The organism is Pseudomonas sp. LB1P83 (genome assembly GCF_054897885.1).
Map to the genome: position 1 here is coordinate 4,085,653 of NZ_CM142709.1, position 21,959 is coordinate 4,107,611.

Genomic DNA, 21,959 nt, shown 5'->3' on the forward strand with positions numbered 1-21,959 from the left:
TTTAAGGCGCTCATGTACATGCTGATCTCTCTCGACCAACAAGTCGCCCTCGTCACCGGCACCAGTTCCGGCATCGGCGCGGGCGCCGCCAAGGCTTTGGCCGCCGCTGGGGCGGCAGTGGTGATCAACTACAATTCCCAGCCCGCGCCCGCCGAGGATTCGCGAAGGCGTGTCCCGGGCTGCCGGCAAGATTATTCACATGAGTTCGGTGCACCAGCGGATTCCCTGGGCCGGTCACGTCAATTACGCCGCGTCCAAGGGCGGCGTGGACATGCTGATGCAGACCCTCGCCCAGGAAGTCAGCCACCAGCGCATCCGCATCAATGGCATCGCGTCGGGAGCAATTCGCACGGCGATCAATCGCGATGCCACTTCGGGCGACCACCGGCAGGATCTACTCAAACTCCTTACGGCCGGGTCGGAGAAGTCGAGGACATCACCAATGCGGTGGTCTTCCTCGCCTCCGATGCCTCCGACTACATCGTCGGCACGACCCTGTTCATCGACGGCGGCATGAGCCTCTATCCGGAGTTTCGCGGCAATGGCTGATCATCATCTCGAACGACAAAGCGCCATCGACGCCCACGGCATCATCGGCGACATGCGCAGTGCAGCGCTGGTCAACGACAAGGGCAGCGTGGACTTTTTCTGCTGGCCGGAATTCGACAGCCCGTCGATCTTCTGCTCACTGCTGGACACGCCCGAGGCCGGTATTTTTCAACTGTCGCCGGACTTGCCTGATGCGCGTCGAGAACAGATTTACCTGCCCGATACCAACGTGCTGCAAACCCGCTGGCTCAGCGACCGCGCCGTGGTTGAAGTCACCGACCTGCTGCCGATCGGCGACAGCGAAGATGATCTGCCGGTGCTGATGCGCCGGGTTCGGGTGGTCAGCGGTCAGGCGACCTTTCACATGCGTTGCGCCGTGCGGCATGACTACGCTCGCGCCAAGACTCGCGCGCGCATGGATGAAAAAGACGTGGCTTTCGAGGCCCACGACCAGCCTTCTCTGCGCCTGTCTTCTGACCAGGTTTTGAGCCTTGACGGCAGCGCGGCAGTGGCCGAATTCACCCTTAAGCAAGGTGAGAGCGCCGAATTCCTCCTCGGCGGCATCGATGACCCGCGTTTCAAGGAAGGCGCCGCCGGGTTGTGTCTGGAACGCACGCTGAAGTTCTGGCGCGACTGGAGCGGCCAATCCAATTACCGTGGTCGCTGGCGGGAAATGGTCAATCGTTCGGCCCTGGCCCTGAAGCTGCTGACCTCGCGCAAACATGGCGCGATCCTCGCCGCCGCCACGTTCGGCCTGCCGGAAACGCCCGACGGCGAACGCAACTGGGACTACCGCTACACCTGGATCCGCGACGCCTCGTTCACGGTCTACGCGTTCATGCGCCTGGGCTTCGTGCAGGAGGCCAATGATTACATGCGCTGGCTGCGCGAGCGGGTCAGCGACTGCCACGGCAAACCGATGAAACTCAACATTCTTTATGCCATCGACGGCCGTCAGGAACTGCCGGAAACCGAGCTCTCGCATCTGTCCGGCCATGGCGGCGCGACACCTGTACGGATCGGCAATCAGGCTTACGATCAGGTCCAGCTCGACATCTTTGGCGAGTTGATGGACGCGGTGTACCTGGTCAACAAGTACGGCGATGCCATCTCCCATGAGGGCTGGAAACACGCGGTGGAAGTCGTGGATCAGGTCTGTGAAACCTGGCAGCAAAAGGACGTGGGCATCTGGGAAATGCGCGGCGAGCAGCATCATTTCCTGCACTCGCGGCTGATGTGCTGGGTCGCCCTGGACCGGGCCATTCGCCTCGCCTCCAAACGTTCCCTGCCCGCCCCGTTCGCCCGTTGGGACCAGACACGCCAAGCAATCTACGCTGACATATGGGAGAACTTCTGGAACGAAGAACGCGGGCATTTCGTGCAGCACATCGGCGGCACCGCGCTGGATGGTTCGATGCTGCTGATGCCGCTGGTGCGCTTCGTCAGCGCCAAGGACCCGCGCTGGCTCTCGACCCTCGAAGCCATCCAGAAAACCCTGGTGCGCGACGGCATGGTCTACCGCTACCGCAACGAAGACAGCCAGATCGACGGCCTCGACGGCACCGAAGGCGCATTCGCGGCGTGTTCGTTCTGGTACGTCGAATGCCTGGCCCGGGCGGGTCAGGTGGAAAAGGCCCATCTGGAGTTCGAACAGTTGCTGAGGTACGCCAACCCGCTGGGGTTGTACGCCGAAGAATTCGACAGCCATGCGCGGCATCTGGGCAACACGCCGCAAGCGCTGACGCACCTGGCGCTGATCAGCGCGGCGAGTTTTCTGGATCGGAAATTGGGCGGGGAGAAGAATTACTGGCAGCCTTGAGACCGCGTTGCCCCTTTCGCGGGCAAGTCGGATCGCCGCCCGCACGCTCCCACAGGGTTTTATATCGTTCGCAAATAGCGTGTTCGACACAATCCCCCTGTGGGAGCGTGCGGGCGGCGATCCGACTTGCCCGCGAAGAGGCCATCAGTCTCAACAGAGAATCAACTGAAGCCACTGTCCGCCAAAACGCGCCGAAAACGTCGCTTTTCACGACGCTACTTGTAGGAACAAAGCTAGCCCGCCAAAAACTTAAACACGGTCTACCTGGCCAAATACACCCCGCCACAGGCTTTTACAGGCCAGACACCTACAAAATCCAAACAGAACTTGCTGTTTACCCAAGCTACACCGTGGTCCTACACCCGGAAATACCTTGTTGCCAGCCGTTACATCCCCCCCTAACATCCACGCTCAACGGGTGCAGCGGAGCTGCCCAATAAAACCCGATTTCAAGGAACCAGAATGAGCCACCGCATCCACCGCCCCATCGACTCCCCACTTCGTTCAGGCCTGAACCGCAACGAATTGTGGGAAGCCCACGACAAGGGCCTGATCAAATGCTGGGAAATCGGCCGCCAGCGCGCCACCCGTTTCCCCGAGCTCGCCCAACGCTGCCTTGCCGGCGAACTACCGGTGTTGGGCTGGAAAGGTGGCGTCAGCCGCAGCCTGAAGAAACTCGAAAAATACGGATCACTCAAATACCTCGCCCAGTGGCAGGGCTTGCGTGGAGAGGATCTGGATGTTGGTCTTGATGAGGAGCGGGCGTTGACGTGTTCGCGGACCAGGATGGTGGTGACCTTTACGCCCGACCGGTCGAAGTACTTCAACCAAGTGGCGGAAGTGGAAGCCTGAGACGGCGGCGCCCTGGTCGATGTGCATCATGCGTTTCAAAAAACACCTCTGGAGTGTCCGATGAACAATGAAGCGTTGATCCAGTACGCCAAAACCCCGGTTTTGACGGTCGCCTACGAAGAACACGGCCCCACCACCGGCGACCCCGTCATCCTCCTCCACGGCTTCCCCTACTCCCCGCGCGGCTACGACGAAATCGCCCCGACCCTCGCGGCAAAGGGCTACCGCGTTATCGTCCCGTACCTGCGCGGCTACGGCCCGACACGTTTCAACAGCCCCGACACCCTGCGCTCCGGCCAGCAAGCCGCTCTCGCCCAGGATCTGCTGGATTTGATGGACGCGCTGGCCATCCATAAAGCCGCCCTCTGCGGCTACGACTGGGGCGGTCGCGCCGCGTGTATCGTGGCGGCGCTTTGGCCGGAGCGGGTTCGTTGCCTGGTGACGGGCGACGGCTACAACCTTCAGAATATTCCCGGCTCCACCCAGCCGCGAGACCCGGAAACCGAACATCGCCTCTGGTATCAGTATTACTTTCACACCCAGCGTGGGGTCGAAGGCCTGTCGAAAAATCGCCGGGCATTGTGCGAATTACTCTGGAAGTTATGGTCGCCGACCTGGGCCAAAGGCCCTGAGCGCTACCCGCTGAGCGCGCCGGCCTTCGACAACCCGGATTTCGTCGACGTGGTGATTCACTCGTACCGTCACCGATTCATGTACACGCCAGGCGATCCGGCGCTGGAGTGGATGGAACAAGCGCTGACCCGACAGCCGCCAATCAGCGTGCCGACGATTTCCCTGTGTGGTGCTGACGATGGCGTCGGCCCGGCAGAGGAGATAGATGACGACATCGAGCATTTCACTGGATTTTATGAGCGCCGAGTGCTGGCGGGCGTTGGTCATAACATTCCCGAAGAAGCACCCGAAGCCACACTCAAGGCATTACTGGATCTGCTTCAGCGCTGACAAAAAACCGCTCGCGATAGGCTTGTGGCGTCACGCCCATGGCCCGCAGAAAACTGCGTCTAAGCGTCTCCTCACTGCCGAACCCGCACTGCACCGCCACCCGCTTGATTGGCAGACCGGTATCACTGAGCAAGCGTCGCGCTGTCTCGACCCGGATCAGTTCAATAGCCCGGGCCGGGGTCTGGCCGGTGTCGGCGCGGTAATGGCGAACGAAACTGCGTTCGCTCATGCCCGCCTGCAAGGCGAGGGTCGGAATGCCAAGGTCCATGGTGAGATGTTCACTGATCCAGGCGTGAAGGTCGTCGAACCGGCTGCCTTCCTTTTGCAGAGACAGGGTCACGCTGAACTGCGACTGACCGCCCGGACGCTTGAGGAACACCACCAGTTGCCGGGCGACTTCCAGGGCCATCGTGCGCCCGAGATCCTCTTCGACCATCGCCAGCGAAAGATCGATGCCGGCCGTGACGCCGGCCGAGGTCCAGACCGGGCCGTCGTTGATAAAGATCGGGTTGGGTTCGACCCGCAATCGGGGATGTTTCTGCGCCAATTGCTCGCAGCGGGTCCAGTGAGTCACCACCCGCCGACCATCGAGCCAACCACTGGCCGCCAGTAAAAATGCCCCGGTGCACACCGAGGCCACCCGACGACACGCCGTCGCATGCTCACGCACCCAACTCACCAACGACGGGTCTTGCGCCGCCGCGTAAACACCCCAGCCACCGGCAATGATCAAGGTGTCGCTGCCTTGCTCCGGCAACGGCTCGGCCAACATCGCCAGCCCTGCCGACGACATCACCGCCCCGCCATCGCTGACAATCACCGTCGGGGCATAAGGTGGCGGCAAGCCTTGTTGGCGGGCGATATCGTTAGCCGAAGCGAATACCTGCAACGGTCCGGTGACATCGAGCAATTGCACGTTGGCGAACGCGAGCACATGGATGGTTTTAGACATTTGGCGTAATTCGTGGGGTGATTGGCGTATACGCCAGATCCTACGAGCCTAGAGTGAAGGCGTCCACCCACTTCATGAGAAAAACACCATGACGTTGCAGATCGGTTTTCTATTGTTTCCACAGGTTCAACAACTGGACCTCACCGGCCCCTACGACGTGCTGGCCTCGCTGCCGGACGTGAAGGTGCATCTGATCTGGAAGGACCTGGTGCCGGTCACTTCAAGCACCGGGCTGGTGCTGAAGCCGACCACCACCTTCGACGATTGCCCGGCGCTGGATGTGATCTGCATTCCCGGTGGCAGCGGTGTCGGCCCGTTGATGGAGGATGAACAAACATTGGCCTTCATCAAGACTCAGGCGGCCAACGCGCGTTATGTCACGTCGGTGTGTACCGGGGCGCTGGTGCTCGGCGCGGCCGGTCTGCTGAAGGGCAAACGCGCGACCACTCACTGGGCTTATCACGAATTGTTGGCGCCGTTGGGGGCAATCCCGGTGAAGGATCGGGTAGTGCGCGACGGCAATCTGCTGACCGGTGGCGGGATTACCGCAGGGATCGATTTTGCCCTGACCCTGGCGGCCGAGCTGTTCGATAAAGACACGGCGCAACTGGTGCAGTTACAACTGGAATACGCCCCGGCACCGCCGTTCCAGGCAGGCAGCCCTGAAACAGCACCGCAGAGCGTGTTGGCAGAAGCTCATCGACGTGCGGCGCCATCGCTGCAGCAACGCACGCAGATCACTGAACGGGCGGCCGCGAAACTGTAGGTGTGCTTTTCGACAGGCGAAAAAAAACCCGCCTAAGCGGGTTTCTCAAGACCATTTTCGACATCCTGTCGGCAGCCGTCCTGGCCAATGGCCGATCATCCGTGACCCTGAGCACTCCCTGTGCTTCAGTTGATGGATCCAGAATAAATGTATTGGCAAGGCTTCAAAAGACGACATACCCGTTAGCCGGTGTAAGCCTTTGACCATTTGAGCCTGAAACACCACCCTTGTAGCAGCTGTCGAGCCTGCGAGGCTGCGTCCGGCGACGCAGTCGTCGTAACCCCTGCAAATGAGGTATTCCTGACATATCGCGGGGGCTGATTTCACGACGACTTCGTCGCCGAACGCAGCCTCGCAGGCTCGGCAGCTGCTACGGACCGTATTTAGGCTTAAAAATCGGTGGAGACCGACACTTCGCGCCATGTCTGCAATTCATCGATTGACACATCAAGAAGCTGCTACAAGGGACCGCAGTTTTCAGTAGACGAAAAAAAACCCGCCGAAGCGGGTTTTCCCAAGACCATATCGACTCCCTGTCGGCAGCGAATCCTTGCTAATGGTCGATCGTCCGTGATCCTGGAGCACTTCCTGTGCTTCAGTTGATGAGGCTAGATTACGCTTCGGATCCAATGTGCAATAGACGACATAGCTACCATCGCGTGTAAGACATTCGCTATACCCGCCCTTCCGAAAACCCTTAGGCGCGTCAGGCAACCAGCAGGGAAGCCGCGAGTTCAGCGGCCTGCAGCTGACCTTGCGCTGCCGGGTCATCGTTATCCTCGAGAAACCATGCCGCCGACAAACCGGCAAACGCCAACACCCATTGCAGCAGCCGCCGACGCTCGAGCCCTGCGGCTTGCGCCACGACTTCGATTTGCCTTCGGAATCGCTGCGGATCATTCGCCGTCGGCAACTCGGGATTGCAGATCAGGTTGGCGTAGTCGAATCCGCGCTCGCCGATCACCCGCTTGGGATCGATAGCCAGCCAGCCTCGCGGGCCGAAATCCAGAACGTTGTCGTGATGCATATCGCCATGCAAAACCACCACGTCCTGCGGTTCGGCGAGCAACGCTTCGGCGGTTTTCAGGCTGAGCAAGTAAGTGCCGCCCTGCTGCTCGGCCGCCAGGCGTAACGAAGCGAACCATGAAGATAAGGGAACCAGCGGTGGTGGCGATGATGGACGCGGTGCGTGCAAACGAGCCAGCGCCGCACACAAGATCTGGCTGGCCTCGTCATCCTGGCCGTTAAGCGCCATGTGCATCAGCGATCGTTCGCCCTCGGCACGTTCCAGCACCAACGCATCGCCGTGATGAGCGTAAACCCGCGCAGCGCCCTCGCCGTCCCACCAGGTCATCAGCAGATTGCCGAACCTTTCCTCGGCATCGACAGCGACCTTCAACATGGCCGGCGAATCCCCCATCCGAACCGGCAGCAAACGACTGCCGGGGGTGATGATCGGTTCGCCGTCCGGCACCAGGGCCCAGCGTTTCAACCAAGGTTTAAACATGCAGCTTTTACTCAGCCTGAAGCTTGCGAGCCTTGTCTGTTTCTGCAAGAAACTGTTCGATATTGCTCATCTGCTCATCCCAGCCACGGCTGTCCATGCGGAACGCCTTGAGCCTACGGGTTTGCGGGATGTGATCAAAACCGGACTCAGTGACTTTCAACAAAGTGCCTTCATCCATGTCTTCGAGCTCGAATTTCACCAGAGTCGTGGGTTCCTGGGAGTAGTCGATTTCGGGCTCAATCGCATACGGGTGCCAGCGAAACGAAAACACCCGCTCAGGCTCGACCCGCTCCACCAGCACATTCCATAGCAAGTGCTCATAACCCGGGTAGGTAATCTGACCTTGCGTCCATTCACCGGCGACAAAGCGCTTGCCCTCCAGCGCCACGCCAAACCACTGCCCGAAGGCTTCGGCGTTGGCCAGCACGCGCCAGACGTGCGAGCGCGGCGATTTGAGCAGGATTTTCCTTTCGATGCGATCTGATGCTGGGTTCATAAGTCACCTCCTGTACTGAACAGTAGGCCTGTAAGACCACAAGTCCAACCCTAAAGTTGTATCAATGGGGAGTTGTTATCAAGCATGTCTGAAACATTCGGCTGCATTTGCAGTGGTAAGTTCTGGCTCGCTGACGAATGCGTGGTAAAGCGCGGGACTGTTGACACAGGCAAGCCCCATGGCTAAAGCGGTTGCACCTGACTTCGTTATTGGTTGACCACCCTCTTCGCTACACTGCATCCCAACTTTTCCGTCACAGTGAGAATCCCTATGAATCCACGCCTCCTTCTGGCGCTGACACCTTTGCTGTTCTCCACCGTTGTTCACGCGGCGGACTGCGACAACGCCACTGACCAGGCCACGATGAATCAGTGCGCGGCGCAGCAGCAGCACAAGGCGGCGGATAAGGAACTGAATGCGCTTTACCAGCAGATCACCAACCGTTTGAAGAGCAATCCGGACAGCAAAAAACTGCTGCTGGGGGCGCAGCGCACTTGGATTGCGTTTCGGGATGCCGAGTGCAAGTTTTCGGCGTCTGCGGTGGAAGGCGGGAGTGTGTATCCGCTGGTCTACAGCAACTGCGTGACGGAATTGACCAAGGCACGGGTGGAGACTTTCAAGAATTATTTGAAGTGTCAGGAAGGGGATATGAGTTGCCCGGTGCCTGGGGCTTGATTCTCTAGCGCCTCTCAGGGCCTCATCGCGAGCAGGCTCGCTCCTACAGGGTTCAGGGTTGTTCACACAATAGTGATCACACTGAAGATCCACTGTGGGAGTGAGCCTGCTCGCGATGGCGTCAGAACAGGCGCCGCGATTACCGGACAAATATCTGCGCCGTCGTGATCGCCATATCCCCACCCGGCAATTTGATGTTGCCGATCTGCTTCATGCTTTCGGGATCAAAGATCGCCACATCATTAAACGTCCCCGCCAGATAAATCTTGCTGCCATCCTTATTGAAGGAAATGCAGTAGTAGGAGTGATCCAGCGTTGCCGCCTGGAGCATTTTCTTTTCCTTGATGTCGTACTTGGCCAAGCGGTTGAGCACGCCGAACATCAGGTTCGGATCCTTGGGCGAGCGCATGCCACTGAAGTAGATTTCCGTCAGAGGACCGAAGTCGATGGTTTCGGTCTTGCCGGTTTTCAGGTCGATGCTGAACAGTCCATACAGGTACTCGGCCGTCGCTGGGTCCTGCTTTTTGTCCTTGAATTTCGCGGCGGTGTAGAGCAGCGAGAAGTCATGGCGATAGGTCTGCTGGTTCCACACGTAAAGCACGTCCGGCGCGCTGTAGTTCGCCCGTTTCCAGTGACGACTGGGGATCAGTACATCGAACTTTCCGGTCTTCACATCGACCTTGTAGACATCCGCCCCCGCCACGTACAGCGTGCCGTCGTCACCGCTTTGCATGATCGTCAGTTGCCGCGGCGCCGGGAAACTGCGCACGGGTTTGGCGTCCATACCGGCGTCGGTGGCGTACACATCGAGCCGGGGTTGCTGCACTTCGTAACGGTCGCTCCGCATCAATGTCGGGTTGGCGATGGCGAACAGTTCCTTGCCGTCGTGGCTGAGGGTGAAGGCGAACATCGACTTCGCTTTTTCCCCCGGCTTCTGGGTGATGCTGGCGTGGAACACCTGCTTGCAGCTGTCGAGTTCGACGCCATAGACATCGGCGTAGTGATTGTTCAGCACGTAAGCGGTCTTGCGATCCGGCGACAGCTGCACGGTGCCGGGGCCGAAGGCGTCCGGCATCTTGCAAGTCTTGAGCACCGTGTCGGTGGCCAGGTCGATGACGTGCAGGTTATTCGGGTAATTGGTGGTCACCATGTACTCGTGACCTTCTTGCAGAGCAGTGTTCTCATCGGCCAGAACAGTGAGCGAACAGACGCTCAGGGTGGCGAATGCGGCCAGGCCGCAGGCTTTGATGCTGTGCATGCTGGAATCCTTCTGAAATCCGATCACTTGTCTTTTGGAAAGACAGTCCCGAGGTTGCGCCAGTTGTCGTTGGACGCCTGGGCATCCTTGTTCCAGTCCGGGTAGGTGCTCATCATGTCGGGCACCTGAGCCGGCCACCAGCACGGGTCAGAGCAGCCATACAAATCGGCTTCCATCGGCTGGCACAGCGACGACACACCGCCAAACGCATCGATTTCCCAACCCGGGTCAGTGGTCGAAGCGCAGCCCGCAACAGAGCTCATCGCCACCACTTCTTCGATACGGTTTTCGGCCGCGGCCTCATCGAGTTTCAACGCTTTGTTATTGATTGCCTTGAGATGTTTCATATCAGTGAGCCTTGCGCGGAGTGATGTAGCTGCTGATAAACGCAGGGTTGTGGGCCATGATCCGGGTGTAGACCTCGATGCCGAAGTCGACCCAGTCACGCATCAGTTCGCAGTAGTGATAGGTCGGGTGGGTCGGGTCGCCGTAACGGGCGTAGCTCTCGTGGTAGCAGCCGCCGGAGCAGAGATTGCGGATCTGGCAGTCCTCGCAACCGGTGTTGGTGCGGTCCAGACGCTGGGACAGGAAGTCGTTCAACTCCACCTGTTTCACTCCGCTGTGGACGTTGCCGAAAGTCGGCAGGCTCGAACCGGTAAAGCGATGGCACAGGTTCAATTCGCCCTTGTGATCCACCGCCAGCATCTTCAGGCCAGCGCCACAGGGCAGGGCTTTTTTGTGGCCTTCGTGGATGTCGGTGATCAGCTGGTGCAGGTTGGAGAAACCGATGTTGCGGTGTTCCAGCGCCGCCTCCAGATAACGCCGACCGAGCTTCTTCATGTTGGCGAAGACTTCAATCAGTTCGTCGCTGGACAGGTTGAAGGTGCTGATGTCGCCGGAGGTCACCGGGGCAAAGCCGACTTCGGCAAAACCCAGTTCGTTGAACAGGTGATCCCAAATGGTTTCGACATCAGTGACGCCGGTGGTCAGCGTGACCCGAGCGCCCACCGGACGGCTGTTGTAGCGCGACAGCAGCATCTCGGCCTTGCGCCGCACCACGTCATACGTGCCCTGCCCGCCCACGGTGATGCGGTTGCGGTCATGCACGGTTTTCGGTCCGTCGATACTCACCGATAGCCCGAAACGGTGGGCATTGAGGTAGTCCACGGTCTCTTCGGTGAGCAGCGTGGCATTGGTGGTCATGACGAACTCGACGAACTTGCCCGCCTCGCGGAAACGCTTCTCGCAATAGTCGACCATGTACTCGATGAGCTTGCGATTGCTCAACGGTTCGCCACCGAAGAACACCACGGTGAAACGCTCTTCATCCGGCGATTCGCGCAGCAGCATTTCCACCGACGCGATCGCCGTTTCGACGTCCATCTTCTTGCCGGCCGACGGCTTGTCGAGGTCTTCCTTGTAGCAATAGGTGCAGCTCAAGTTGCAGCCGGTGTTGACGTTGAGCACCACGGTGTTGATCGCGGTGCGCTCGACCCGTTTGGTGCCGATGTCCGGGGTCAGCGGCGAGCCGTCGCTGACCAGCTCCAGGGACATCAACTCACGCAGGGTCTCGGTGATTTCCTCGCCGTTGAAACGCGAAGCCAAACGCTGGATCAGGTCGTCCGACGAACAGCCGGGACCGCGCAGCGTATCGATGATGGTCCCAGTCAGCTCATCGCTGGCGAACAGCGAACTGCTGGGAATGTGAAACAGCATGCGGTCGGCATCGACGTGCACTTCGTGCAGGTTCCGCTCAACCAGATTCAAAATAGCGCCCATTGCAACCTCCTGTGCAAACCCCGTTTGACGGGGCCTGCGGTCATTCCGAAATAGTGTCTGAGGCCTGTGGTTTCAGCCAACTCATGGAATGGGTGGATTGTTCCAGCGTTGCACGGTGACGATCATGTGGCCCTCGCCGGTCAGGGATTTCCCTGCGTCGTCGACGGCGGCGATCACCTTGAGGTTGCCGGCATTGTTGGTGGACATTTTGCGTTGCGGGTTCGGCCCGGCATCGCCCGGTGTGAACACGCCGCTGTCGGCCTGCATGGTGCCGGCGAACTTGACGTCCTCGTCTTCCTTGGCGCGATCGTCGAAGGCTTCGACCGACCACTGCGCCGGGAATACGCCGATGCGATACGGCTTGCCGTCAACGCCCTTGCCCCAGGCTTCGGCATCGAAACGGCCCTGGACTTTCGGCGTCGAACCACCGCCGTCACCGACGCGGGCCACCGAGAACTCGGGCACGACTTTGACCTCGGCGATTTTGCTGTAGACCGACAGGGTCGGGCCTTTCAGCGTGCCAACGGTGACGTTGCGCAAGCCTGGTTGAGCGTTGGCAGCGGCCTTGAGTTTGACCTTGATACGATCAGGGCTTCGCTCGATGACTTCGACCACTTCCACGCCTTTGCCGAAGTTCGGTTTACCGGTGAGACCGCTGCCGATCAAGCTGACTTCGGTCTCGGCGCCCGCCTTCAGATAACCCGGTTGAACCGCCAGCAAACGGCTGCTGCCCTGCTTGGCCGCGACAAAGTCCAGACCGCGCTCGTCATGCTCGGCTTCGAACATCCGACCCTGCATCGCATTGCCTTGAGCGGCGAACACCTGCCGCATGGTCACGCCGTTGATGGTCACGTTGCCGCGCCATTCGTAACCGGTGTAGAGAATCGCGCTGCCGTCGCCATTGAACGAGCTGCCGTCGGCGTATTGGCCTTTGACGCTGACCTTGAAGGTGTCGCTGCCATCGGCGGTGACGCTCATCACGCCAGCCAGTTCGCCTTTACCCGGCAAGTGGCCGCTGAAGCTCCAGTCGCCCACCAGCGCTTGGGCTTTCGGCGCGCTGCTCAGCCATTTTTTCCAGGCCGGGTTGTCCAGCGGATAACGCTTGGCCAACAGCGGCACCATGTCTTTTCGAGCCAGGTCGAACCAGTCACGGTCGCGAGACAGGGCCTGGTATTCCAGGGACGGCCATTGGCCGAGGTGGAAGTTCACCAGACGCTCCCATTCCTGGGCCGGACGCCGTTGCAGGGCAACCCGCGCACCGGAGTGGCAGCGGCCGCACATCTGACTGGTCTGGTCGTCGAACTTCTCGACGGTATTGAGTCGACGCTCCAGCGCATACCGCACGCCATCGGTCTCGCTCGGCGCCAGGCCCTGGGTGTCGGCCAGGTATTTGACCAGGGTGCGGCGGTCGTCATCGCTGATCTGCAAACCGTGCATGGTCTGCATCCGGGCGATGCTCATCAGCCAGCCTTCCGGGGTTTTGCGCTGGTGGCTGATGCGGCTCAGGGCATTGTCGGCTTCGGGGGTGTGACAGCCCTGGCAGGTTTCCTTGAGGATGGTCTGGGCGTCGCGGGCTGCCAGGCTGTCAGGCGAATGCAGCGCCACACAGGCGGCCACGGCCAACAGACTGGCGCTCAGGCCTGATCGGAGTCTTCTCTTCATCAACGTCGAACCTCGCACGGTGCTTTCTTATTTTTGTGGCTTATCGTTTTTATGGTTTCTGCCGTCGGCGGCGCAGCGCTGACGGAGGCAAGAGAAACGTCTGCGATGAGCAATACACGGAGCGTGCCAGCTTGCCGATAACCTTTTTTATCAAGCAGTTATGCGAAGACAAGGCCTGCGGATCGCGTCTGGACGCGTTCACCTGCGTCTAATATCGCGACAGGTGTTGCAACCTGAGACAAGCATAGATGCCCCGCCCGGAACAGTTCATCGCCCGACGATTGACGACCGTTGCAGGCGGGTGCGAAATGGGTGTTCACCGATTGCCACGAGGGATAACAAAATGGCAAGCATCACTGTCCTGGCGGGGGACTTTCTGCAGGGTGATGGAGAGTACCGAGACGGCGTTTTTACCCTTAGAACGTCGCTTCACCCGTGGCCCGGCATCACCCTCCCGCTCTCATCGTTCAAGCGCGTGGAAGTCGCCAACGAGGAATCGATCAACAACATCAAGGACGCCATCGGCTTCGGCGTAGCGGGCGCGATGCTGTTGGGGCCTATCGGCGCGATTGCCGGGTTCATGCTGGCCGGCAGGGAAACCGAGGTGACCTTCCTGGCGACGCTCAAAGATGACAAAAAGTTGTTGGCCGCCGTAGATGGCGACACGTTCGAAGAGATTTCGCGGAAAATATCCGAATAAAACGTCGGCGTGAGCCGCACCACTTCGGTGATGCGGCGTGCCGCCACTTCAGCTATAGGACGTCGGCTGAATGCCTTTGTGAGCTTCGATTTCCAGCCGCATGTCCGCCACCAGCGAGGCGATCGCATGGGGGCTGTCCAGTTCCCATAGCGGAACATGGGTCGCCACCAAATCTACTTTGCCAGTCATGCAATCACAGACCCGAATCGTCAGCGTCTGGTCCGCCTCCACGCTGCATGTGCAGACGCCGGGCAGCATGCTGTGTTCAATGATGTTTTTAATTTCCAGGGTTGAAAGGAACATCGTTACCTCCCTTACGCCAGATGTGTGGCCGGGTAAATGCTCCTTCATATCACCCACCTAGCCTGAAAATTCTAGTCCTGAACACTGAGTGCCTCAAGGCCGCAAGCGGGTCGCTCGTCGTCTCATGGTTGTCGCAATTTGCAACAGCGCCACAGCGTCCGCCTTGCCGTTTAGCGTCCCAAAACCCCGCCGACCAAGGGCGTTCCTGCCTTTGCAGGGACTTGGCACAGCCATTGCCAGCCGTTAAGAAAGCCACGTTTTCACGAACAACAAGAGGTCTCGCCATGCCCCTCCCCTATCTGCTTCCCGACACTTGCGCCTTCATCCAGCGCGCCCCGCGCATGCTCATCGGCGGTGACTGGGTCGAGGCCGCCGATGGCCAGACCATGCCCCTGCACAACCCGGCCACCGGTGAAGTGTTGTGCGTCGTCCCGAGGGCCACGCCCGAGGATGTCGACCGCGCCGTGCTCGCCGCTCGTCAGGCCTTCGATGATTCGGCCTGGACCCGCACTCGCCCACGGGAGCGGCAGAACCTGTTGTGGAAGCTCGCCGATCTGATGGAACGCGACGCCGAACTGCTGGCGCAACTGGAATGCCTGAACAACGGCAAAAGCGCGGCGGTGGCCCAGGTGATGGACGTGCAACTGTCCATCGATTTTCTGCGCTACATGGCGGGCTGGGCAACCAAGATCGAGGGTTCCAGCGTTGAAGTGTCGTTGCCGCTGATGCCCAACGATCAGTTCCACAGCTTCATCCGCCGCGAAGCGGTGGGCGTGGTCGGCGCCATCGTCGCCTGGAACTTCCCGCTGCTGCTGGCCTGCTGGAAACTTGGCCCTGCACTGGCCACCGGTTGCACCGTGGTGCTCAAACCCGCCGACGAAACTCCCCTGACCGCCCTGAAACTCGCCGAACTGGTGCTGGAAGCCGGCTATCCCGAGGGTGTGTTCAACGTGGTCACCGGCACCGGCATCACCGCAGGCTCGGCGCTGACCCACAACCCGCTGGTGGACAAGCTGACCTTCACCGGTTCCACCGCCGTGGGCAAGCAGATCGGCAAGATCGCCATGGAGTCGATGACCCGGGTCACCCTGGAACTGGGCGGCAAATCGCCGACCATCGTCATGGCCGATGCCGACCTGAAAACCGCCGCAGCCGGAGCCGCCAGCGCGATTTTCTTCAATCAGGGCCAGGTGTGCTGCGCAGGTTCCAGGCTGTACGTGCAGCGCAAGCATTTCGACAATGTGGTGGCGGACATCGCCGACATTGCCAACGCCATGAAGCTCGGCAACGGGCTGGACCCGAGTGTCGAGATGGGGCCGCTGATCTCGGCGCGGCAGCAGGAACGGGTTTACGGTTACATCGAAAAGGGCCGGGAAAGTGGCGCTACCATCGCCTGCGGCGGCGAGCAGTTCGGGCCGGGGTTCTTCGTCAAACCGACGGTGATTGTCGATGTCGATCAGAAGCATTCACTGGTGCAGGAGGAGATCTTCGGCCCGGTGCTGGTGGCGATTCCATTCGACGATGAAGCCGATGCGTTGCGCATGGCCAATGACAGTCCTTACGGGCTGGGCGCGAGTATCTGGTCGAACGATCTGGCGGCGGTGCACCGGATGATCCCGCGGATCAAGTCAGGATCAGTGTGGGTCAATTGCCACAGCGCCCTGGACCCGGCGCTGCCATTTGGCGGGTACAAGATGTCGGGGGTTGGGCGGGAAATGGGGTATGCGGCGATTGAGCATTACACCGAGTTGAAGTCGGTGTTGATCAAGTTGTAATCGCGGCGTCCTTTAGGCCCCCTTCGCGGGCAAGCCTCGCTCCTACAGGATTACGCAGCCCTCTGTAGGAGCGAGGCTTGCCCGCGAAGAGGCCAGACCAGTCACCAAACATTCAAGGTTTGAACCCCTGGGCCAACAACCAACCCCGGACCACCCGCCCCTGCTCCACCGTCAACCCGGCCAACGCCTGCTCGGCCGACTCGGTCCGCAACCGCCGCACCAACGGCGCCAGCTCAACCCCTTGCACATGCCAGATCCCCAGCGGCTGATCCGCCGTGATCACCACCTCGGCTTCACCCACAAAACCATCCTTCAGCACCGGCGCCCGCTCAATCCTCAACGCTGCAAAATCCGCCTCGGCATGAGCAACCTCAGCATCCGGCCAGCGCCGTCGCGCCTGCCAGAACGGCTGCTCCAGCCAACGCTGCTCATCGGCATAAAAATCCCGACCGATCCGCGCAAAGCGCAAAAACAGCTGCTCCACCCGCTGCTGATGAAAGCGCTGGGCCAACGCCGCGCGTTCCGGTTTACGCAACAATGTGTTGATCACCGTGGGCGCCTGTAACGCGGAAGACAGCGACTGAAAAATCCCGTTGCCCGACAGCGGATCCACCGCCATCGCGGCATCGCCGACCCGAATCCAGTCATCGCCACACACCTGCGGACACAGAATCGCCGTGCTGCTGCGCGCATGCAGCTGCAGATCGATCTCAGGCCCGGCTCCGAAAAACTCACGCGCCAAGGCCGAGCCCTGACGTCGCGCGCGACAGTAATCCAGCAACGTCGCCTTGCCCGGCAACTCGGCGCTGGCCACGTCTACCGTCCATTGCCAATAACACTGACCGTCGGCCCGCCGCGCCATCCAGGCCCAGCCGTCCTCAAGGCTTTCCACCGCGCTGGCCGTGCTGCCCGGCGTGCCTTGCCAACGATTGAGCAGGCTGACCGTCTCAGGCCCGCGCAGGCCCTTGCCAAGCGCAGGCGCCTGGCGTCCACGGGCTTCCACCAGGAAATCCGCGTTCAGCGCATCGCGCCCTTCAATCTCGACCCTGTGCCCCGAGGAGGAAGTCTGGACGGTCAGCACCCGGCCTTCGATCAATTCAACGCCTGCCAGTCGCAGGTCTTCGCGCAAGCCTCGGTCGAAGCTCGGACGGTCCAAAAGAAATTCGATATTTTGCGCATGCTGCTGACCGTTCCACGACACCTGCCGCTGGGAAGGCAACGCCGCATCCGCCAGCGCCTGGTGCAGCCCCGCACCGCGCAAGGCCTCCAGCACCCGAATCGAGACGCCTTCCAGTGCCGCAAACCGCCGCCACTCGCTGACCAGCGTCACCGCATAGCCGAGCCGTCGCAAACCCAGGGCGACCGCCGCCCCTGCGGGACCGGCGCCAAGAATCACAATCATGGCCCGAAGCGCCGTTCAGGGCCGCGATAACGGGCGTGCTCGCGCAGCCATTCGATGACGTGTTCGTTGCTGGCTTGGGGGTGGGCAACCAGGAAGCTCGCAATGTGCCCGCTCAAAGCCGCGCACCCAAGACTTGCCCCAGACTGCCCCGGATAGGTCCCATGCACGCACGCCGCGAAATCGGCCTGGGCACTGTTGAGCCACGACCACTCATGCTCGGCGCAACGGGCATCGCCAGTGACTCGCAGCACCTGAGGATAATTCGCCGGAAACACGCCCTCGCCCTGCGCCGGGCTGGAGGCACACAGCAAAATGCCTCGCGCCACCGCCGCTGCGCAGGCTTCGCGCAACAGGCTTCGATCCTGACGCAAACCGAGGCTCAAATTGATCAACCGAACGTCCTGCGCCACCAGCCAGTCGATGGCGGTGGCGATCTGCAAGGCGCTGGTGACGCCGCGCTGATCGAATACCTGCCCCACGCAAAACACTGCCGCAGGCGCCCGTCGTCCGATGGCCTCGATCACCGCGCTGCCATGGCCGAGCGGGTCATCGCGCAAGTCGCTTTCGGCCAGGCCATCCTCCAGCAGCGAAAAGCGCCGCCCCGCGATCACCTGCACCCGTTGCGCCGCCGAATGTCCGCTGTCGACCACGCCGATCCGCAACTCAGGCTTCATGCAGCACCGTTTTTGAAGTGAGCACGCCGTCGAGCAATTCAAAGCGCAAATCGGCATCCGCAAGGGTCGAGGGGCGATGGCTGATCAGGATCCGCGTACGCCCGGCAAACAGTCGGTCGATGGCCTCGATCACTTCGCGCTCGGTGGCTTCATCCACCGCCGAGGTCGCTTCGTCCAGCACCAGTATCAGCGGATCCTGCAACAACGCGCGGGCGATGGCGATGCGCTGTTTCTGCCCGCCGGAGAGTTGCTGGCCACGTTCGCCCAGCGGGCTGTCGAGACCTTCAGGCAACGACTCGATCAGGCTGTCGAGTTGCGCCAGCCGTGCGACTTCGGCAATCGCTTCGCGGCTGGCGTCCGGCACGGCGTAGGCGAGGTTGTCAGCGAGGCTCCCGCGAAACAACACGATGTCCTGACTGACCACGGCAATCCGCCGGCGCAGCTGGAACAGGTCCAGCTCCCGCAGGTCGACCTCTCCCAACAAAACGCGGCCGGATTGAGGATCGTGATGCCGTTGCAGCAGGTCGATCAGGGTCGATTTACCGACCCCGGAACCGCCGCTCAGGGCGACTTTCAAGCCATAGGGAATTCGCGCTTCGATGCCGCGCAAAGTGGTTGGGCGACCGGGATGGCTGAAGTGCACGTCGTCGAAACGCAGCTCGCCGGACGTCGGCATCGGTTTGGGTTCAACGGGTGTGAGAACGGTCGGTTCTTCCCCGCGCAATTCCATCACCCGCCCCAGGCTGACGGTCATGCGCTGAATCGCAACATAGAGCCCGAGCAAGCTCTGAACCGGTCCGACCGCCATCCCCAGATACGTGGAAAACGCGATCAGCGCGCCCAGTTGCCAGGTCCCCTGCACCACCCAATACCCACCAATCAAAAACGCGCAGGCCCGGGACAATGACGTCAGCGTGCCGGGCACCGCCTGGGTGAAAAACTCGGTGACTTGCAGGCGCAGCAACTGGCTCATATAGCCTTGACCGAGCGTTTCCAGCCGCCGCGATTCACGTTGTTGCTGGCCGGCAGACTGGATGAATTTCATCACCGGCAACGTCTCGACCATGAACGATGACATGTCCGCCGAACGCTCGCGCAACTGCCGCACATCGCGTTCGACCTTGCGCCGCATCCAGCGCAGCCAGAGCACGTCGAGGGGAATCAGCACCAGCGCCAGCAGCGAGAGTTTCCACGACAGGGTCAACAGCATGGCCACGGCAACCACCAGACCAATGACGCTGGATACCGCAGAGAACAGCGAATCCACAGCGAAGCGCTGGATCTCCGCGACATCGCCATCCAGGCGCGACATCAAATCACCGATCCGCCGCTGCCCGTAAAAACTCGGCGACAGGGTTTGCAGATGTCGATAAAGGTCGTCACGCAGCGAGAACAGAATCCGCCCGGACAACCGTGTGTGCAGATAGCGATTGATCCCCGACAGCGCCGTGCCCAGCAGTCCGGCGAGAATCATCAACCCGGCAATCAGCACCAGCATCGGAAAGTTTTTCGCCAGCAAACCATCGTCAATCAGCAGCTTGGTCAGCCACGGTTGCACCAGCACCAGCGACGAGGCGCAGACCGACAGACCGAGCAGCCCGGCGATCGCCAACCGATGCGGGCGCACAAAGCTGTAAAGCCAACGCAACGCCGCTTGCAGGGCTTCAGGGTTCTGGCTGTCGATCAGCCGAACGATCAAGCGCTGCATCACGAGCGCAACTGTTTGAGCTTGCGATACAGGGTCGCGCGGCTGATGCCCAAGGCGTCGGCGGCGGCCGAGACGTTGCCCTGATGGCTGTCCAGGGACTGGCGAATCAGCTCCAGTTCGTTTTCGCGAATGCTGCCCGACGCTGGGCGTTCAGTAGCGGTCAGTTCGTCGAGCATGCTGTCGGGCAAGTGGTCGAGGGTGAGCACCGTGTCCCCGGGCTCACGCATGGCCAACGCGGTGCGCAGAACCATTTCCAGTTGGCGGATGTTGCCCGGCCAATGGTAGCCGTCGAGCAAGCGGCTCAGATCGTCGTGCAAGACGACGGTCGGTGCATCGAGCCTGGCCAGCAATCGGCTGACCAGGCCACTGAAATCGTCACGCTCGCGCAGGGCTGGGAGCATCACGCTGATGCCGTTGACCCGGTAGAACAGGTCTTCACGGAAGTGCTTTTCTTCCACCAGGCGCTTGAGGTCGCGATGGGTGGCGCAGATCAGCGCGACGTCGATGTCTTGTTCCTCGCCGGCCCCCAGCGGTGCGACTTTACGGTCCTGCAACACGCGCAGCAGACGGGCTTGCAAAGCCAACGGCATGTCGCCGATTTCGTCGAGGAACAACGTGCCGCCGTGGGCCTGTTGCAGTCGCCCGATCATGCCGCCACGACGTGAGCCGGTGAAGGCGCCTTCGCGGTAGCCGAACAGTTCTGACTCGATCAGGCCTTCGGGGATCGCCGCGCAGTTCACCGCGACAAAGGGTTTGTCGCAGCGGGTTCCGGCCATGTGCAGGGCACGGGCGATGACTTCTTTACCGGTGCCCGTTTCACCGAGCAGCAACACGGGCAATTCATTGGCCAGACCTTGGCGGGCCATGCGCAAGGCCCGGGCGTAACGGACATTGCTGCCGGCCAGGGATTCGAGATCCGGTTGTGGTTTGGCGGTTTTCGCGGTGCTGCGCGGCGGCGTGCTGACGTTGATCGAACGCTGCGGCACCCGCAGGGTTTTGTAGAAGAATTCGCCTTTGGCGGTCTGCAAACTGCCCACGCCTCCCTGATGCAGACGCGACAGCAGTTGCAGGCCATCGACACCCAGAAACTCTTCGCAACGTCGACCGACCAACGCCGAGCGCTCGGCACGCAGCAACTGACAGGCCTGGGCGCTGACCGCGAGAATCTGTCCGCCGAGGCTCACTGCCAACAGGCCCTGCCAAGGGGATTCGAGGTATTGCCGACGGCTGTGGAAGGCGAGGACGATTTCGTCCGGATAGCTGGCGTTGAACACGCGGCTTTCGATCTGGCTGACGGCCATGGCCAGCAACGCGGTGCTGTCATGAACGCGGCCGAGGGGGCCTTCGCGGGTCAGGTCGAGGACGCCGAGGATGTCGCCTTGGGGGCAATGGATCGGCACCGACGTGCAGGAAAAATCACTGAGACGGTCGAGGTAATGCTCGCCGCAATCGATCATCGTTGGCCGGGCTTCCACCAGAGCGGTGCCCAGTGCGTTGGTGCCGCGTGCGGCTTCGCTCCAGCAGGCGCCGAGGGTGATGTCTTGCAGCCCGCTGCCCTTGAGGCGGTCAGCCCGACCTTCGACGGCAAGAATGGTGGCGTCGGAATTGGCCAGGATAATCAGGCCTTCCTTGCCTTGGCGTTCGGCCAGGTAATCGATCGCCGGCAATGCGGCATCGATCAGCAGGCGATTGCTCGCCAGCAGCACGTCGAGACCCGCGCTCGATTCCAGCGTCAGTTCGTGCTTGGCGTTGAAATGCACGCCATGGCTGAGACTGCGCCGCCACGACGCATCGATTTCCGCCCGCAGCACGCCATCGGGGACTTCGCCCTCGAGATGGAGCTTTTCCCGGGCCAGCCGGGCTTCGCGGTGCAGCTTGAGAGGAGTTGTTTTTATTAGCGTCATCAAGCGCTCCGGATCGGTCCGCTTTGCGCTTTTTTTAATTCAGCGCCCTGGCGCAATCTTTACGTTAACGTCAGGGCGATGGCAAGTGTGTTTCATCCGTTGCACCGCGTTATCGTTCTTCGCGGGCAAGCCACGCTCCCACAGGTTCTGTGTCGTGCACAAATTTGTGGTTTAACTCGGTCACTGTGGGAGCGGGCTTGCCCGCGAAGGCGATC

General features: G+C 60.9%; 19 protein-coding genes and 1 pseudogene. 8 read left to right on the plus strand and 12 right to left on the minus strand.

Annotation, left to right across the window (positions count from 1 at the left end; translation table 11 throughout):
* The first annotated feature begins 18 nt into the window (after positions 1 to 18).
* The 4 genes and pseudogenes from ACYZTY_RS18710 to ACYZTY_RS18725 all read left to right on the plus strand — a co-directional run bounded on the left by ACYZTY_RS18710 (position 19) and on the right by ACYZTY_RS18725 (position 4,183).
* Positions 19 to 549 (plus strand): annotated as a pseudogene (locus ACYZTY_RS18710) (SDR family oxidoreductase).
* A complete protein-coding gene (locus ACYZTY_RS18715) occupies positions 542 to 2,368 on the plus strand; it encodes a glycoside hydrolase family 15 protein (RefSeq protein ID WP_461954962.1) in 1,827 nt (608 codons plus the stop codon). Before ACYZTY_RS18710 ends, ACYZTY_RS18715 begins: the two are co-directional and overlap by 8 nt.
* Positions 2,369 to 2,830: 462 nt before the next feature.
* On the plus strand, positions 2,831 to 3,220 hold the full coding sequence (locus ACYZTY_RS18720) for a hypothetical protein (protein ID WP_461954963.1): 390 nt from the start codon (positions 2,831 to 2,833) through the stop codon (positions 3,218 to 3,220).
* 60 nt (positions 3,221 to 3,280) lie between these two features.
* A complete protein-coding gene (locus tag ACYZTY_RS18725; RefSeq protein WP_461954964.1) occupies positions 3,281 to 4,183 on the plus strand; it encodes an alpha/beta fold hydrolase in 903 nt (300 codons plus the stop codon).
* On the opposite strand, the gene ACYZTY_RS18730 is transcribed toward ACYZTY_RS18725, so the two are convergent.
* Complete coding sequence (locus ACYZTY_RS18730; RefSeq protein ID WP_461954965.1) at positions 4,152 to 5,135, minus strand: GlxA family transcriptional regulator; 984 nt, start codon at positions 5,133 to 5,135, stop codon at positions 4,152 to 4,154. The two genes, ACYZTY_RS18725 and ACYZTY_RS18730, sit on opposite strands and share 32 nt — an antisense overlap.
* 88 nt (positions 5,136 to 5,223) lie before the next feature.
* Between ACYZTY_RS18730 and inhA the strand changes: the two genes are divergently transcribed.
* Entirely contained in the window at positions 5,224 to 5,901 is a 678-nt protein-coding gene (gene inhA, locus ACYZTY_RS18735) for an isonitrile hydratase (RefSeq protein WP_461954966.1), read from the plus strand.
* Between the two features lie 706 nt (positions 5,902 to 6,607).
* On the opposite strand, the gene ACYZTY_RS18740 is transcribed toward inhA, so the two are convergent.
* Positions 6,608 to 7,408, minus strand: coding sequence for an aminoglycoside phosphotransferase family protein (locus tag ACYZTY_RS18740; protein ID WP_461954967.1), 801 nt, complete (start codon positions 7,406 to 7,408; stop codon positions 6,608 to 6,610).
* Positions 7,409 to 7,415: 7 nt separating this feature from the next.
* Positions 7,416 to 7,904, minus strand: a complete 489-nt coding sequence (locus ACYZTY_RS18745) for an SRPBCC family protein (RefSeq protein ID WP_461954968.1) — start codon at positions 7,902 to 7,904, stop codon at positions 7,416 to 7,418.
* 270 nt (positions 7,905 to 8,174) lie between these two features.
* On the opposite strand from ACYZTY_RS18745, the gene ACYZTY_RS18750 reads away from it, so the two are divergent.
* Positions 8,175 to 8,579, plus strand: coding sequence for a lysozyme inhibitor LprI family protein (locus tag ACYZTY_RS18750; RefSeq protein WP_461954969.1), 405 nt, complete (start codon positions 8,175 to 8,177; stop codon positions 8,577 to 8,579).
* Between the two features lie 139 nt (positions 8,580 to 8,718).
* Here the strand turns inward: ACYZTY_RS18750 and peaD are convergent, their stop codons facing one another.
* From peaD to peaA, 4 genes are all read right to left on the minus strand, one after another.
* Positions 8,719 to 9,837 (minus strand): quinohemoprotein amine dehydrogenase subunit beta, encoded by a 1,119-nt coding sequence (gene peaD / locus ACYZTY_RS18755; protein ID WP_461954970.1) that lies wholly within the window; start codon positions 9,835 to 9,837, stop codon positions 8,719 to 8,721.
* Between the two features lie 23 nt (positions 9,838 to 9,860).
* Positions 9,861 to 10,184 (minus strand): quinohemoprotein amine dehydrogenase subunit gamma, encoded by a 324-nt coding sequence (gene qhpC, locus ACYZTY_RS18760; protein WP_008027961.1) that lies wholly within the window; start codon positions 10,182 to 10,184, stop codon positions 9,861 to 9,863.
* 1 nt (position 10,185) lies between these two features.
* Positions 10,186 to 11,616 (minus strand): quinohemoprotein amine dehydrogenase maturation protein, encoded by a 1,431-nt coding sequence (peaB, locus tag ACYZTY_RS18765; RefSeq protein WP_461954971.1) that lies wholly within the window; start codon positions 11,614 to 11,616, stop codon positions 10,186 to 10,188.
* Positions 11,617 to 11,697: 81 nt separating this feature from the next.
* The gene (peaA, locus tag ACYZTY_RS18770) at positions 11,698 to 13,278 is read right to left on the minus strand and encodes a quinohemoprotein amine dehydrogenase subunit alpha (RefSeq protein ID WP_461954972.1); all 1,581 of its coding nucleotides are present in this window, start codon (positions 13,276 to 13,278) and stop codon (positions 11,698 to 11,700) included.
* Positions 13,279 to 13,621: 343 nt separating this feature from the next.
* Here peaA and ACYZTY_RS18775 point away from each other — a divergent pair, with 343 nt between their 5' ends.
* Positions 13,622 to 13,978 carry a hypothetical protein gene (locus ACYZTY_RS18775; RefSeq protein ID WP_461954973.1) on the plus strand — a complete coding sequence of 119 codons (357 nt, stop codon included), beginning with the start codon at positions 13,622 to 13,624 and terminating at the stop codon, positions 13,976 to 13,978.
* Positions 13,979 to 14,026: 48 nt separating this feature from the next.
* Here ACYZTY_RS18775 and ACYZTY_RS18780 read toward each other — a convergent pair whose 3' ends face one another.
* A complete protein-coding gene (locus ACYZTY_RS18780) occupies positions 14,027 to 14,281 on the minus strand; it encodes a DUF1652 domain-containing protein (RefSeq protein ID WP_461954974.1) in 255 nt (84 codons plus the stop codon).
* Between the two features lie 284 nt (positions 14,282 to 14,565).
* Between ACYZTY_RS18780 and ACYZTY_RS18785 the strand changes: the two genes are divergently transcribed.
* On the plus strand, positions 14,566 to 16,056 hold the full coding sequence (locus ACYZTY_RS18785; RefSeq protein ID WP_461954975.1) for an aldehyde dehydrogenase family protein: 1,491 nt from the start codon (positions 14,566 to 14,568) through the stop codon (positions 16,054 to 16,056).
* Between the two features lie 112 nt (positions 16,057 to 16,168).
* Here the strand turns inward: ACYZTY_RS18785 and qhpG are convergent, their stop codons facing one another.
* The 4 genes from qhpG to ACYZTY_RS18805 are packed head-to-tail and all read right to left on the minus strand — an operon-like array spanning position 16,169 to position 21,744.
* Positions 16,169 to 17,458: a flavin-dependent monooxygenase QhpG gene (gene qhpG, locus ACYZTY_RS18790; RefSeq protein WP_461954976.1), complete on the minus strand. Its 1,290-nt coding sequence runs from the start codon at positions 17,456 to 17,458 to the stop codon at positions 16,169 to 16,171.
* Positions 17,455 to 18,132 carry a subtilisin-like serine protease QhpE gene (qhpE, locus tag ACYZTY_RS18795; protein WP_461954977.1) on the minus strand — a complete coding sequence of 226 codons (678 nt, stop codon included), beginning with the start codon at positions 18,130 to 18,132 and terminating at the stop codon, positions 17,455 to 17,457. The genes qhpG and qhpE overlap by 4 nt, the downstream gene beginning before the upstream one ends.
* The gene (locus ACYZTY_RS18800) at positions 18,122 to 19,840 is read right to left on the minus strand and encodes an ABC transporter ATP-binding protein (protein WP_461954978.1); all 1,719 of its coding nucleotides are present in this window, start codon (positions 19,838 to 19,840) and stop codon (positions 18,122 to 18,124) included. Before ACYZTY_RS18800 ends, qhpE begins: the two co-directional genes overlap by 11 nt.
* On the minus strand, positions 19,840 to 21,744 hold the full coding sequence (locus tag ACYZTY_RS18805; protein WP_461954979.1) for a sigma-54-dependent Fis family transcriptional regulator: 1,905 nt from the start codon (positions 21,742 to 21,744) through the stop codon (positions 19,840 to 19,842). The genes ACYZTY_RS18800 and ACYZTY_RS18805 overlap by 1 nt, the downstream gene beginning before the upstream one ends.
* Positions 21,745 to 21,959 lie beyond the last annotated feature (215 nt).